A 14,361-nucleotide genomic window follows, 5' to 3' on the forward strand; every position below is an offset into this window, starting at 1 on the left:
CGCCGCCTGTCCGACGAGCGCGCCGCCGCGCGCCCGCGCCAGCTGCTGCACGTCGGCTGTGGCGCGCGCGGCAACCGCGACTTGCCGGCTTGCCTGTGCGGCCCCGCATGGCGCGAAATACGGCTCGATATCGACCCCGCCGTCGAACCGGACATCGTGGCCAGCATCAGCGACCTGCACATGGTGGCCGACGCCAGCATCGATGCCATTTTCTCCTCGCACAACCTGGAGCACCTCGATGCCTTCGCGGTGCCGCGCGCCCTGGCCGAATTCCACCGCGTGCTGCGCGCCGACGGCTACGCCCTGATCACCCTGCCCGACCTGCGCGCCATCGCCCTGCACATTGCCGCCGACCAGCTCGACGCGCCGCTGTACCAGTCGCCCGCCGGTCCGATCAGGCCGTTGGACATGCTGTTCGGCCACCAGGCCGCGCTGGCCGCCGGCCACCGGCACATGGCGCACCGCAGCGGCTTTACCGCCACGACCCTGGGGCGCAGCCTGCTGGCGGCGGGCTTTCACGAAGTGCGCGTGCACGAAGGCCGGCACTGGGACCTGTGGGCCGTGGCCAGCATGCCCGCCACCGGCGCCGCCGTGTGGGACGAGCTGGCGTGGGTGATGCAATGAAGATCCTGTTCATCCATCAGAATTTTCCAGCCCAGTTCCTGCACCTGGCGGGCGATTTGGCGCAGCGCGGGCATCAGGTGGTGGCGCTGTGCCGCAACGCGCGCGCGGCGCCGCACGGGGTCGCGCTGCGCCCCTACCAGTTGCTGCGCCCGGCCATGCCCGAGATCCATCCGCTGCTGGCCGAACAGGAAAGCCAGGTGCGCCACGCCGAAGCCTGCGCCGCCGCCGCCATGCAGCTGCAGCGCGACGGCTTCACGCCCGAGATCGTGCTGGCCCATCCGGGCTGGGGCGAAGCGCTGTTCATCAAGGATGTGTTCCCGCACGCCAAACTGCTGATGTATTGCGAGTACTATTACGCGCTCGAAGGCCAGGATGTCGGCTTCGATCCCGGGCTGCCCCCGCTCAGCATGCCCGAACGCTGGCGCCTGCGCCTGCGCAACAGCACCAATCTGCTGAGCATGGAACTGGCCGACGCTGCCATCGCGCCCACCCGCTGGCAGCGCGACACCTATCCGGCCTGGGCGCGCGACAAGATCACCGTCATCCATGACGGCATCGACAGCGAGCGGCTGCGCTTCAACCCGCAGGCGCGCCTGGCATTGCCGGGCCTGGCCGCCACCTTCGCGCCGGGCGATGAAGTGATCAGCTTCGTGGCGCGCAACCTGGAACCGATGCGCGGCTTCGATGTGTTCATGCGCGCGCTGCCGGACGTGCTGCGCCGCCGTCCGCACGCGCACGCGATCGTGGTCGGCGGGGACGAGGTCGGTTACGGCTATCCCGCTCCGGGCGGGCGCAGCTGGAAAGAGCACATGCTGGCCGAGGTCGGCGCGCGGCTCGACCTGTCGCGCGTGCATTTCGCCGGCCATCTGACGCCGAGCCAATACCTCGACCTGCTCAGCATCAGCCGCGTGCACGCCTACTGGAGCGCGCCCTTCGTGCTGTCCTGGTCGTTCCTGGAGGCGGCCCTGAGCGGCGTGCCGGTGCTGGCCTCGGCCACCGCGCCGGTGCTCGAATTCGCCGCCGCCCTGGGCGTGAGCTGCGTACCGTTTTTCGATGCCGCCGCCTGGGCCGATGCCATCGCCCTGCGCTGCGCGGGCGGCGCGCAGGCGCGCGAGGCGCCGCCGCCCTTGCCGGAACTGGTGCTGGAGAACTGCCTGGCGCGCCAGCGCCAGTGGCTGGCCACGGCGCTGGCGACATGAAACCCCGTTTTTCTTACCGCACCTGGAGAACGCATGGACCTGCATGACAATGCCCCTGAGGGCCACGCCGACGCCGCGCTCGACGCCGCGCACGAGGCACAGGACGGGACACCCCGGCGCCTGATTCGCGGGCGCATCGAGCGCGTCGACGCCTCCGGCGTGAGCGGCTGGTGCGTGGACCTCCATTGCCCGCAAGAGCAGCTGGCGCTCGAGTTTCGCGCCGGCGGCAGGCCGGTCGGCTTTACCACCTGCGGCGTGTGGCGCGACGACCTGGTTGCCGAGGGCATCGACCCGCGCTGCATCGGCTTTCACTGGCCGCTGCCGCGCCACCTGCCGCAGCTGGCGCTGGACACGCTCGAAGCCTGGGTCTTCGAAACCCCGGTCCGGCTCGAGCGCGCGCCGGCGCATGGCGCGCACTTGGCGCGCGCCATGCGCTACGCGGGCGCCATCGTCATCGAACGGGTCGAGTCCTGCGGCATCGCAGGGGTGCTGCGCGGCGCCGATCCGGCGCGCGCCGTGACGGTCGAACTGCATGCCGACGGCGTGCTGGTGGCCACCAGCACGGCCGGCGCGCCCACCCACGCCTTCGTGCTGGCGGTGCCGGACGCCCTGTTCGACGGCCAGCCGCACCGGCTGCTGGTGCGCGCCCCCGAACTCGATGCCGAACTGACCCTGGCGCCGGCGCAAAGCCTGTTCCAGGCCTACCAGGGCGGCAGCTGGCACATCCGCAACGGCATCCTGTACGGCTGGATCGATCCGCAGCGCTTGCCCGGCGGCGCGGCCGAACTGCGGGTCGACGACGGCGCCCGCAGCCTGGGCCAGATGCCGGTCGACGCCGCGACCCTGGTCGACGGCGCCTTCAGCTTCAAGTTCGAGATGCCGTTCAGCGTCTACGATGGCGCCCCCCACGAGCTCGCCATCAACCTGCAAGGCACGCGCTACCGCCTGTGCGCCCAGGGCGGCGCGCTCTCGCTGGCCTGGTGCAACAGCGTGATCGGCCGGGTCGACCTGATCGACACCAACGGCATCTGCGGCTGGGCGCTCGACACCACCGACAGCGGCGCGGTCCTGACGGTCGGCCTGTACCAGGGCGAGCAATTGCTGGCCCAGACCACGACCCAGATGGCGCGCAGCGATGTCAACAAGCTGTTCAAGAGCGAAGGCCGGCATGGCTTCGAGCTGCTGTTCCCGGCCGCGCTGTACGACCGCCAGGCGCGCCAGATCACGGTGCGCGTGAACGGCATGCCGCTCAATTTCCGCATCGAACACGACGTGCCGCTGTTGCTCAACGAACAGCAACTGGCCGAGATCGCGCCCGCCGAGCGCTACCAGGGCTATGTCGAGCAGCTCACCACCGGCGCCATCATGGGCTGGGCCTGGGACCGCAAGAACCCCGCGCTGCCGGTGCACGTGGCGATCCATGTCGACGACCAATTGCTGGACGTGGTACAAGCCAACCGCTTCAACGCCCGCCTGCGCGCCGACAACCGCCACGGCCATCATGTGTTCCTGCTCAAGTTCCCCACGCGCCTGATGAATGGCAGCAAGCGCCGCATCCGCGCCGTGATCGTCGAAGGCAATCTCGAGATCAAGCAGAACGACGACACCCTGCTGTTCCCCCTGGTCGACCATGGCGCACGCCAGATCCGGCCCCTGCCGGACGGCCACTACACCCACAGCGTGCCGCCCCGGCTGTGGCAAGGCGGGCGCCCGCGCGTCCCGGCCGTCGCCGCCGAATCGGCCACGCCGCTCATTTCCATCATTGTGCTGAACTGGAACGGCGCCACCATCCTGCGCGACTACCTCGACTCGATGCTGCGCATCGACTGGCTGCATTCCTACGAACTGCTGCTGGTCGACCATGGCTCGACCGACGCCAGCTTGCAGGTGGCGGCCGAATACGCCGCGCGCCTGCCCTTGCGGGTGCTGGCGCGCGGCGTGAATTTTTCGTTTTCGGCATCCAACAACCATGCTGCGGCGCAGGCGCGCGGATCTTACCTGGTGTTCGCCAACAACGACCTGGTCATGCTGCATGACTGCCTGGCGCCCATGCGCGCCCACCTCGACGACGAGCGGGTCGGCGCGGTCGGCCTGAAACTGCTCGAACCGCTGGTCAACGGCGCCGACGCGTGGCGCTTCATCACCCATCACCAGGGCGTGCAGTTCAAGACCGACAACCTGCCCGGCAAGGGCGGGCGCTACTACGCACCGATGGAAGTGGGCGAGCAGCCGCACGCCGACCTGGCCGGCTGCTACGACCTGCCGGTGGCCACCGGCGCACTGCTGATGTGCCGCAGCGAGGATTTCCGCGCCGTCGGCGGTTTCCACGAAGGTTATGTGTACGGCATGGAAGACGTGGACCTGTGCCTGGCGCTGCGCCTCAAGCTCGGCAAGACGATTCTGTGCGATACCGCCGCGGTGGCGCTGCACAACCGCAGCGCCACGCGCGACGCCAAGATCCTGGCCGGCAGCGAGCAGAAAGTGTACTCGGCCAAGGTGCACGCCAACAACCGCAGGCTGTATATCGAGCGCTACGGGCGCGACCTGACGCGCACCATCCTGCGCGCGCTGGTCGAGGGCGACAGCATGTGGAGGCCGGCGCCGCTGCGCGTGACCATCGCCGTCACCGCCACCGACATCGGCACCGCGGCAGGCGACTTTTTCACCGCGCTCGAATTCGGCGAAGCCCTGCAGCGCCTGTACGGCTGGGAGGTGATGTTCGTCAACAACCAGGTGCACCAGCTGCCCGGCACCGACGTGGTCGTCGCCATGCGCCACGATTACGCCATCGACAGGATCAGCGAAGCCAATCCCGGCCTGGTGACGGTGGCCTGGGTGCGCAACCGGGTCGACCAATGGCTCGACGCGCCGCAGTTGCAGGCGTACCAGCTGATCTTCGCCTCCTCGCACAAGGCGATCGAGCACATCAAGGCCGCCACCGGCATCGACGCCACCCTGCTGCCGATCGCCGCCAACGCGGCGCGCTTTCGGCCCATGCCCTGCGCCGCGGAGCACGCCAGCGACGTCACCTTCACCGGCAGCTATTGGGGCGCCGAGCGCGAAGCGATCGGCTTGCAGGACCTGGCGCGCGAGCCCTACCGCTTCGCCATCTACGGCCACGGCTGGCAAGACCGGCCCGACTGGAAAGCGAACTGGCGCGGCGCCGTGCCCTACGCCGCCCTGCCGCAGATCTACAACTCGGCCAAGATCGTGCTCGACGATTCGCACCCGGTCACGCGCGAATGGAATTCGCTCAATTCGCGCGTGTTCGACGCCATCGCCAGCGGCAAGCTGGTGCTGACCAATTGCAGCGGCGGCGCGGCCGAACTGTTTGCGGACCTGCTGCCCAGTTTCGAGACCGACCAGCAATTGCAAGCCTTGCTGCGCCACTTCCTGCACCACGACGACGAGCGCGAAGCGCTGGCCGCCAGGCTGCAGCGCGAAGTGCTCGAGAAGCATACCTACGACCAGCGCGCCGCCACCTTCCGCCAGCGCCTGCGCGGCTTGCTTGAGCAGTCGCTGCGCTTTGCCATCAAGATCGGGGTGCCGTCCATGAAGGAGCGCGAACAATGGGGCGACTACCATTTCGCGCTCGGCATCAAGCGCGCCCTGGAACGGCGCGGCCACGTGGCGCGCATCGATATCCTGCCCGACTGGTACGGCGGCCTGTGCGCGTCCGACGACGTGGTGATCGTGCTGCGCGGCCTGTCCCAGTACCAGCCGCAGCCGACCACGATCAACCTGGCCTGGCTGATCAGCCATCCGGACGAGGTGACGGTGACCGAGCTGCAGCAGTATCACCACGTGTTCGTGGCCTCGGACAGCTTCGCGGCCTGGCTGGGCGAGCGCATGGGCGACCAGGTCAGCCCGCTGCTGCAATGCACCGATCCGGACCTGTTCTACCCGGAGCGCGATGCCGAACTGGAGGTGCCGGAAGTAATTTTCGTCGGCAATTCGCGCGGGCAGTTGCGTGAAGTGGTGCAGTACGCGCTGGCCGGCGGGGTCGACTTCAAGGTGTATGGCGGCATGTGGGAAGGCATCCTGCCGCCGCACCAGGTGCCCCAGACCTATGTCGCCAACGCGCACCTGCGCCATTACTATTCGGCCGCCAGGGTGGTGCTCAACGACCACTGGAGCGACATGCGCAGCCAGGGCTTCCTGTCGAACCGCCTGTTCGATGCCGGCGCCTGCGGCGCCACCATCGTCACCGACGAGATGCAAGCGTGCCGCGCCCTGTTCGGCGATGCGCTACATTACTACAGCACGCCTGAAAACCTGGCCGGCGCAGTGGCCAGCCTGCGCCAAGCCGAACCCGGGCCGGACCGGGCGGGCGAGCGCTTGCGCGAGCTGATCGTGGCCCACCATACGTTCCAGCACCGGGTCGACACCATCCTGCAGGTGCTCGCGCGCCTGTCGCCACAGGCGCCCGGCGTGCCAGCACGCGCCGCCGCGGCGGTCCAACCATCCACCGGAGTCCATGCATGAGCGCAGTCCTTTCCCAGATCCCACCGCCCCGCTTGCGCTTCATGGGCGAGAGCGACGCCAGCTTCATGCCGGTGGCCGAAAAGTTGAGCGCCACCGTGCTGGAACAGGTGGGCCGGCGCAATGTCGATCTGCTCGACATCGGCTGCGGCTACGGCCGCCTGGCGTACGGGCTGCGCCGCGCCGGCTTTGGCGGCAGCTACCGCGGCCTCGATATCCTGCGCGAGCATATCGAGTGGCTCAAGGAACATTTCGCCGCGCCCGAGGATGGCGCGCGCTTCGGCTTCGACTTTGCCAACGTCCACAATGCCCGCTACAATCCGGGCGGCCTGCCGCTGGCCAATGTCGCGCTGCCCTATGCCGACAACAGCTTCGATTGCGTGACCGCGTTTTCCGTGTTCACCCACATGGATGAGGATGACGTGCGCACCTACCTGCGCCGCATTGGTCCGCTGGTGCGCGAAAACGGCCTCTGGATCGCCACCTTTTTCTCGCTGCCGGACGACTTCACGCTGGCCACGCAAAGCCCGCACATGCGCTACCGCCTGAGCGAGCAAGTGTCCGAGCACGCCTTCATCCACAATCCGGCCGAACCGCTGCATGTGATCGCCTACCGGGAAGCCTTCCTGCGCACCCTGTTCGCGCAGGAAGGCTGGGACCTGGAGGCGCACAAGGGCGGCAGCTGGCTGGGCGACCCGGCCCTGGGCGAGTTCCAGGACCGCTTTATGCTGCGCAAGCGCGCCGCGCCGGTGACGGTGGCGGTGGCGGTGGCGCCGACGCCAGCGGCGCCACCGCCGGCGCCGCCCTGCTGCAATATCTGCGGCAACGAGAGCTTCGTTCCCGGCCCGTCCGGGCGCATGGCCAGCAGCGGCGCCGCCCCTTGCTGCACGCGCTGCGGGGCGCTGGAACGCCATCGCATGGTGCGCCAGATCTTCCTGGGCATGCCGATCGGCTATCTCGACTGGCGCCGCGGCCTGCAGTTCAGCCCCGACCCGGCGCAGCATCCGGCCTGGTACCGCAGCTACGAGGTGTCGGTGTATGGCGGTGCCGGCAGCCTGGACATCCAGGCCATCGCGCGGCCCGACGACAGCTACGACTTCATCACGCTCAGTCACGTGCTCGAATGCATTCCGGACGACCTGGCCGCGTTCGACGAGCTGCAGCGCGTGCTGGCCCCGCGCGGCCTGCTGCATATCGGCTTCGGCGGCGCCCAGGCGCGCGCGCTGAGCGAAGACTTCGAAGCCGACATCGACCAGTACGGCAACCGGCACCGCTACGGACGCGACGTGTACCAGCGCTTCGGCTGCGCCGCCAAGGGCATGGGCATGCTGGCGGTGCAAGGAACCGATCCGGCCACCGGCGTGCGCGACGTGGCCTGGCTGTTCGTCAACCATCCGCCCGACGTGGCGCTGCTGCGCGGCTTCCTGCTGGCCTGGGATCCGGCGCTGATCATCCTGGAGCAGATCCTGCCATGAACCGCGACGCCACCCCGGTGCTTGGCCAGCTCGGCCAGCTCGGCGCGCAGTGCAATCTGTGCGGCAGCGCCATGCCCGCGCCGGGCGGCGACGGCACGGACGTGGCGGCGCTGGCTTGCCCCGCCTGCGCCAGCACGCCGGCCCGGCGCGTGATGCGCCGGGTGTTCCAGGCGCTGCCGGCCGGCTTGCTGGCATGGCGCAGGCACGCGCTGGAACCGGGCCGGCACGGGGTCGACCCGGCCTGGTTCGGCGCGCCGGCGCCGGCGGGCGAGGCCACGGCCGACTTCATGGCCGTCGAGCTCGATCCGCAGGGCGAGGCCATCGGCGCTGCGCTGCGGCGCTTGACGGCGCGCGGGGTGCTGTATGTGAGCGGCGCCGCCCGCGACGCCAGCGGCAGCGCGCAAGACTTGTTGCAGTCGATGACGACGCTGCTGGCCACCCAGGGCTTGCCCTGCTCGGTGATCGCCATCGATGGCGCCGACCCCGGCGGCGCCGCGCGCCTGCCGGCGTGGCTGCTGCTGCGCGAGGCGGCCGACGCCGAACGCTGGCGCCAGCACTTGGCGGCCTGGCCCGGGGCGGCGCCGATGGCGGCCGGGCCGGTGCCGGACCGCTTCGCGCCGCTGCGCGCAGAACTCGGCTACTGGCAAGCCAGCGGCGCCGAATGTGCCTTCTGGTGGCGCGACGACGACCTGATCGAGGACAGCGCCGCGCTGCGCCGCCTGGCCGCGCTGTCGCAGCGCCACCAGGCGCCGGTGCTGATGGCGGTCATCCCGGCCGAGGCCGATGCCGCGCTGACGCAGGCGACGGCCGACGCCATGCCGACCCTGGTCTATTGCCAGCACGGCTGGGCCCATGTGAACCATGAAGCGCCCGGCCAGCCCAGCAGCGAATTCGGCCCCGGGCGCGATCCGCAAGCGGCCGAGGCCGACCTGAGGCAGGGAGCCGAGCGCCTGCGCGCCCTCTTCGGCGCGCGCTTCCTGCCGGTCATGGTGCCGCCCTGGAACACCCTGGCGCCGGCGCTGGCGGCGCGCCTGCCGGCGCTCGGCCTGCACGGCTTGTCGCAGTATCTTTTCCAGCCGCGCGGGGCCCCGCTCGACGGCCTGGTGCGGGTCGACGCCCATCTCGACATCGTCGACTGGAGCGCCGGCGCCGGCGTGCGCGACCCCGAGATGCTGGTCGAACGGCTGGTATCGATCCTGCAATCGAGCCGCGCCGGCCGGCTGGGCGACCCGCTCGGCATCCTCACCCACCACCGCGTGATGGCCGACGGCAGCTGGCGCTTCGTGGAGCAATTGCTGGCGCTGACGGCCGACTATTCCTGCGTGCGCTGGCTCGACCCGCGCACCGTGTTCGCCGCCATGCCGGCGGGCGAAGGAGCGCCATGCGCTGCCTGATCGTCGGCACGGCCAAGAGCGGCACCACGGCGCTGCTGTACACGGTGGCGCAAGCGATGGGCGGCAACCCCGTCGTGCACATGGAAGACCGTATCCGTGAATTGCAAGTATTGCCCGAACACGCGGCCGTCAAGCTGCTCTTCGAGCACGAGAGCGGCGCCGCCATCAGCGCATTCGGCGCCGGTTTCGACAAGCGCATCCTGCTGGTGCGCGATCCGCGCGACAACCTCGTCAGCCGGCTGCTGTACATGGTGGCCAACAACCCGGCCATGCTGGGCGACGAAGCGTGCCTGCGCGTGTTCAGCATGCTCTTGCAGCGCAAGCAGCAGACGCCGGCCTCGGTGTCGCTGCAGCAATTTCCCCCCATGGGCAAGCCCTCGGATTTCCTGGCCTCGTCCTGCGCCCAGATCGAGGCCCTGGCCGCGTTCGCCGCCGGCGCCGGCCCCGGCTGGCATATCCTGCGCTACGAAGACCTGGTGGCGGGCCGCCTGGACGGCCTGGCGGCCTACCTGGGGCTAGCCGTGCAGGCCGGCGCCAAGGTCGACCCGCAATACCAGCGGGTGGCGCGCACCAAGGGCGCGGGCGACTGGCGCCACTGGTTCAGCGCCGCCGACGTGGCACTGTTGCGCCCGCTCCTGGCGCCCATGATGGCCACCCTGGGCTACCCCGACGACTGGGCGCTCGCCCCGGACCCGCACATCACGCCCGAGCACAGCTGGATGTACTTCGAGCGCCTGGTGCACGAGCGGCGCCGCCACTTCGGGCTGGCGCCGCTGGCCCTGCCCGCGCCGGAGCCGTACCAGAGCGACGCCGTGGTGCGCCTGTCCAAGGCCGACATCATCAACCGCCTGATACGCCAGTTCGGCTTCACATCCTTTTTGGAATACAACAAGTTCGATGGCAGCAGCTTTTACGGCGACATCGTATGCGACAGCAAGAGCATCGCTTACCAGCCGGAAAACCTGCACCTCGACGCGGCGCGCGCGCGCCGCCTGCTGCAGACCACGGCCGGGGTCGACCTGGGCCAGCTGCTGCCGCTGGCGGCGCTGCTGGAGCGCCATGCCGGCCAGCGCTTCGACATCATCTTCCTCGATCCGACCCACGAACGGCCCGATGTCGACCTGGCGCTGCGCGCGCTGCCGGCGCTGCTCAATCCCGGCGGCGTGCTGGTCGTGCACGACTGCAATCCGGAACGTGAGGAACTGACCGTGCCCAAGCGCCGCCCCGGCGCCTGGGTCGGCGAAACCTACAAGGCCTTCGCCCTGCTGCGCCAGCACAACCGCGCCAGCACCTTAACCGTGTCCGAGGATTACGGCGTCGGGCTGGTGTGGAACAAGGACCTGGTGCTCGATTATCCGATCGGGGCCGATATCACCTATGCCCAGTTCGCAGCCCGGCGCCAAGCCTACAACGGCTTGATCAGTTACCAGCAATTCCTGGAACGAAGCGAGCACGGCGATATCGCCACCCTGTTCGCCCAGCCGCCAGCGCCGGCGCCGCTGCGCTTCCAGCCCAGGCCGGCGCCGCCGGCCAGCCTGGAATGCCAATTGTTCTGGCGCAAGCCGGGTGCCGATTTCACCGAGGCCGACGCGCTCACCCTGGCCCTGCCCGCCGACGGCAGCGTGCAGGCGCTGCACTTCACCTTGCCGCCCGGCGCGGGGCCGGTCGAACGCCTGCGCTTCGACATGGCCGACGCCGTCGGTGCGGTGCGGATCGAGGCCATCGAGCTGCGCAGTCCGGCCGATGCGCTGATGTGGACCTGGGACGCGGCCGCGCACGCGGGCCAGGACTGGCGCAACGTGCGCTTCCACGACGCCGGCGCCGACGGCCTGTTCCAGCTCGCCACCAGCGCCGATCCGCAGTTTTATCCGGCCCTGCCGGCGACCATCCTGAACCAGCTCGGGCCGGGCTGGCAAGTGCTGGTGGTGATGGCCGCGCAGCCGCCCCTGGTCAGTGCGCTGCTGGCGGCGCTGGCCGGCGCGCCGCCGCATCAGCGCGATGCCAGCCAGGCCTGCGCATGAAACACATCCTCGTGATCGGCCACAGCCACATGAATGCCCTGCGCGCCGTGCCGCAGGCGCAGCAAGCCTGCGACTTCATGCCCTTCGCCGAAGCCGGGGGCGCCTACCAGAGCCGCGATCCGGCCGAGTTCGCGGCCCTGGCGGCGGGTCCGGCCGACACGCTGGTGTTCATGACGGGTGGCAAGTGCCATATCGCCCTGGGCATGCTCAATCCGCCCGAACCCTTCGATTTCTATCTTCCCGAACACACCGGCCTGCCGATGAACCCGGCGGCGCGCCTGCTGCCGGTGGACCTGGTGCGCCTGCTCCTGAGGCGCCACCTGAAGCAGGACCTCGACTATCTGGGCCAGCTGAGCGCCGTGTTCAAGGGCCGCCGCCAGCTGCACATCGAATCGCCGCCGCCGGTGGCGGGGGACTATATCGCGCAGCATCCGTGCGGATTCGCCGAGCGGGTGCGCGAACGCGGCGTGGCGCCGGCCGCCTTTCGCCACAAGTTCTGGCTCCTGCATTCGGCCATCCTGCGCGACCATTGCGCCGCGCTGGGGATCGATTTCGTCGCGCGCCCGGCGGGTACCCAGGACGCCGATGGCTGCCTGGCCGCGCCTTACCTGCGCCAGGACCCCACCCATGCGAACGCAGCCTATGGCGCCCTGCTTCTCGATCAAATCCTCAGCCTGCGCGAAGGCGCGCCCTGCCCATGAAAAACACGCCCTACCAAGCCCTGCCCGAACACTGCTTCTGGCAACGCGCCGTGGCCGGCGTAGCGTGCGAGAAGGTCGATGCGCTGGTGACGGCGCCGTTCATGATCGCGCCGGGCGAGCGCATCGTCACCGCCGGCAGCTGTTTCGCGCAACACATCGGACGCCACCTGCGCGCCGCCGGCCTGTCGGTCCTGCAAACCGAACCGGCCCACGACTGGCTGCACGAAAGCGAGGCGGCCAGCTATGGCTACGGCATCTACAGCGCGCGCTACGGCAATATCTATACCGCGCGTCAATTATTGCAACTATTCCAGCGCGCCTATGGACAGTTCCAGCCCGCCGAGCGGCTGTGGGAGCAAGGCGCGCGCTGCATCGATCCGTTCCGCCCGCGCATCCAGCCCGACGGTTTCGCCACGCGCGAGGAATTCGAGGCCGACCAGCGCCAGCATTTTGCCGCCGTGCGCAGCGCCTTCGCGCAGCTCGACGTGCTCATTTTCACCCTCGGCCTTACCCAGGCATGGGAAGCGCTGGACGACGGCGCCGTGTTCCCGCTCTGCCCCGGCGTGGCGGGAGGCAGCTTCGATGCGCGGCGCCACCGGCTCCACAATTTCAGCGTGGCCGAGGTGAGCGACGATATGCTGGCCTTGATCGACCTGCTGCGCGCCGTCAATCCCGGCGCGCGCCTGATCCTGTCGGTGTCGCCGGTGCCGCTGGCGGCCGGCGCCGCCGCGGACGAGCACGTGTTAACTGCCAACACCTGGTCGAAATCGGTCTTGCGCGTCGCGTGCGCCGACATCGTGGCACGGCGCGAGCAGGTCGCCTACATGCCGTCGTACGAACTGATCACCGGTGCGCATGCGCGCGGCGCCTATGTCGCGGACGATCTGCGCAGCGTGACTGAAGCCGGCGTGAGCCATGTCATGCGGGTGTTTTTGCGCCATTTCGTCGGCAGCACCGGCACCGCCGTGGCGCCGGACGTGGCGGGCGCGGGCGGCGACCTGGAACAGATGGCGCAGCTGGTGGCGGTCAATTGCGACGAAGATGCGCTCAAGCTGGCGCCCGCGGCGCCCTTGCTCGCGCCGCTGTGCAATCTGTGCGGCGGCGAGGCATTCGGGCCGGGGCCGGGCGGGCGGCTCGGCAAAGACCAGCTTGGCCCGCACTGCCTGGCCTGCGGTTCGCTGGAGCGGCAGCGGGTCGCCGCGCAGGTACTGCTGGAACTGGGCCGCGAGCAGCTGGCCGGGCGCCGCGCCCTGCTGGTGGGGGCGGAACGGGGCGCCGAGGCGCGCTGGTTCCGCCACTGCGATGTGGCGCAGGCGAGCGCGCCCGGGGTGCTGCCGGCGGCCCTGGCCGACTATGCCGACGCCAGCTACGACCTGGTCGTGCTGGTGCACGTGCTGGAATACCTCGATGACGACCGGGCCGGCTTCGACCAGCTGCGGCGCCTGCTCTCGCCCACCGGCCTGCTGCTGGTGTGCTTCATCGATCCGCGCGTGCGCCCGTGGACCAGCCTGCATGTGGGCCCAGCCGGCAGCGCGCGCCGCTGGTACGGGCGCGACCTGGCCCAGCACTTTCGCTGCGAGCCGAAAAAACTCGGCGTGACCATGCACGAAGTCGCCGATCCCGGCACCGGTGCGGTGCTGCCGGTACACCTGTTTGCCGCCGCCACGTCCCCGAAAGCGCCACCGCCATGCTGACAGCGGAACAACTGGCCACCACCAAAGACTACATCCTGCGGCGGACCAAGGGCCTGGACCAGGCCCTGCTGCCGCTGGGCGACCCGGCCGGCAAGGACGTGCTGGTATTCGGCTGCGGCCTGGGCAACGAAATCCTGTGGTGCGCGCGGCGCCAGGCGCGCTCGGCGCTGGGCATCGATCTCGGCACTCCCCGGCAGGAAGCGCTGAACGCCGTCATGGCCGACGAGGGGTACGCCGAGTTCCCATACGCCATCCATGAGTGCAATGTGCATGACCTGGCGCTCGACCATCCGGGCCGCTACGACCTGATCGTCTCGAACGGCGTGTTCGAACATGTATCGGACCTCAAGGGCGTGCTCAACGCCATGCGCGCCCTGCTGCGCCCGGGCGGGCGGATCGCCATCTATGCCGACGGACTGTGGTTCTCGGCGATCGGCGGGCATCTGGGCAAATACAACTGGGAGCATTTGTGGATGACGCCCCAGGCCATCAAGGAACAGTTCCCCGAGCGCTGGCACGCCTACATGAATAACCTGAACCGCATGACCGCGGTCGATTTCCTGCAGGCGCTGCGCGATGTGGGCGCCCTGGTGCTGCAATTTCATGTGCGCAGCGATCCGTATTTGCCCAAGCTGGCGCCGCTGATGGCGCAGATCCAGGCACGCCAGCAAGTCTCGCCGACCGATCTGTCGATCACCTCGATCGGCTGCGAGCTGTGCTTCCTGGAGCATCTGTGACAAGCGGCCTGCCTTACGGGCGGCTTACCCATCA

The 14,361-nt window shown here is 69.5% G+C and carries 9 protein-coding genes; all 9 read left to right on the plus strand.

Going from position 1 to position 14,361, the window contains the following annotated elements:
• Positions 1–45: 45 nt before the first annotated feature.
• The 9 genes from RBA40_RS11825 to RBA40_RS11865 are packed head-to-tail and all read left to right on the plus strand — an operon-like array spanning position 46 to position 14,327.
• Positions 46–624 (plus strand): class I SAM-dependent methyltransferase, encoded by a 579-nt coding sequence (locus RBA40_RS11825; protein ID WP_374710486.1) that lies wholly within the window; start codon positions 46–48, stop codon positions 622–624.
• Complete coding sequence (locus tag RBA40_RS11830; protein WP_306648066.1) at positions 621–1,823, plus strand: glycosyltransferase; 1,203 nt, start codon at positions 621–623, stop codon at positions 1,821–1,823. Before RBA40_RS11825 ends, RBA40_RS11830 begins: the two co-directional genes overlap by 4 nt.
• 33 nt (positions 1,824–1,856) lie before the next feature.
• On the plus strand, positions 1,857–6,308 hold the full coding sequence (locus tag RBA40_RS11835) for a glycosyltransferase family protein (RefSeq protein WP_306648067.1): 4,452 nt from the start codon (positions 1,857–1,859) through the stop codon (positions 6,306–6,308).
• The gene (locus tag RBA40_RS11840) at positions 6,305–7,780 is read left to right on the plus strand and encodes a class I SAM-dependent methyltransferase (RefSeq protein ID WP_306648068.1); all 1,476 of its coding nucleotides are present in this window, start codon (positions 6,305–6,307) and stop codon (positions 7,778–7,780) included. The genes RBA40_RS11835 and RBA40_RS11840 overlap by 4 nt, the downstream gene beginning before the upstream one ends.
• Complete coding sequence (locus tag RBA40_RS11845; RefSeq protein ID WP_306648069.1) at positions 7,777–9,174, plus strand: polysaccharide deacetylase family protein; 1,398 nt, start codon at positions 7,777–7,779, stop codon at positions 9,172–9,174. Before RBA40_RS11840 ends, RBA40_RS11845 begins: the two co-directional genes overlap by 4 nt.
• Positions 9,162–11,195 (plus strand): class I SAM-dependent methyltransferase, encoded by a 2,034-nt coding sequence (locus RBA40_RS11850; protein WP_306648070.1) that lies wholly within the window; start codon positions 9,162–9,164, stop codon positions 11,193–11,195. The genes RBA40_RS11845 and RBA40_RS11850 overlap by 13 nt, the downstream gene beginning before the upstream one ends.
• Positions 11,192–11,896 carry a hypothetical protein gene (locus RBA40_RS11855; protein ID WP_306648071.1) on the plus strand — a complete coding sequence of 235 codons (705 nt, stop codon included), beginning with the start codon at positions 11,192–11,194 and terminating at the stop codon, positions 11,894–11,896. The genes RBA40_RS11850 and RBA40_RS11855 overlap by 4 nt, the downstream gene beginning before the upstream one ends.
• A complete protein-coding gene (locus RBA40_RS11860; protein ID WP_306648072.1) occupies positions 11,893–13,590 on the plus strand; it encodes a GSCFA domain-containing protein in 1,698 nt (565 codons plus the stop codon). The genes RBA40_RS11855 and RBA40_RS11860 overlap by 4 nt, the downstream gene beginning before the upstream one ends.
• Positions 13,584–14,327 (plus strand): class I SAM-dependent methyltransferase, encoded by a 744-nt coding sequence (locus RBA40_RS11865; RefSeq protein ID WP_306648073.1) that lies wholly within the window; start codon positions 13,584–13,586, stop codon positions 14,325–14,327. Before RBA40_RS11860 ends, RBA40_RS11865 begins: the two co-directional genes overlap by 7 nt.
• The last annotated feature ends 34 nt before the right edge of the window (positions 14,328–14,361 follow it).

Source organism: Massilia pseudoviolaceinigra, assembly GCF_030846505.1.
Lineage (GTDB): Bacteria > Pseudomonadota > Gammaproteobacteria > Burkholderiales > Burkholderiaceae_D > Telluria_A > Telluria_A violaceinigra.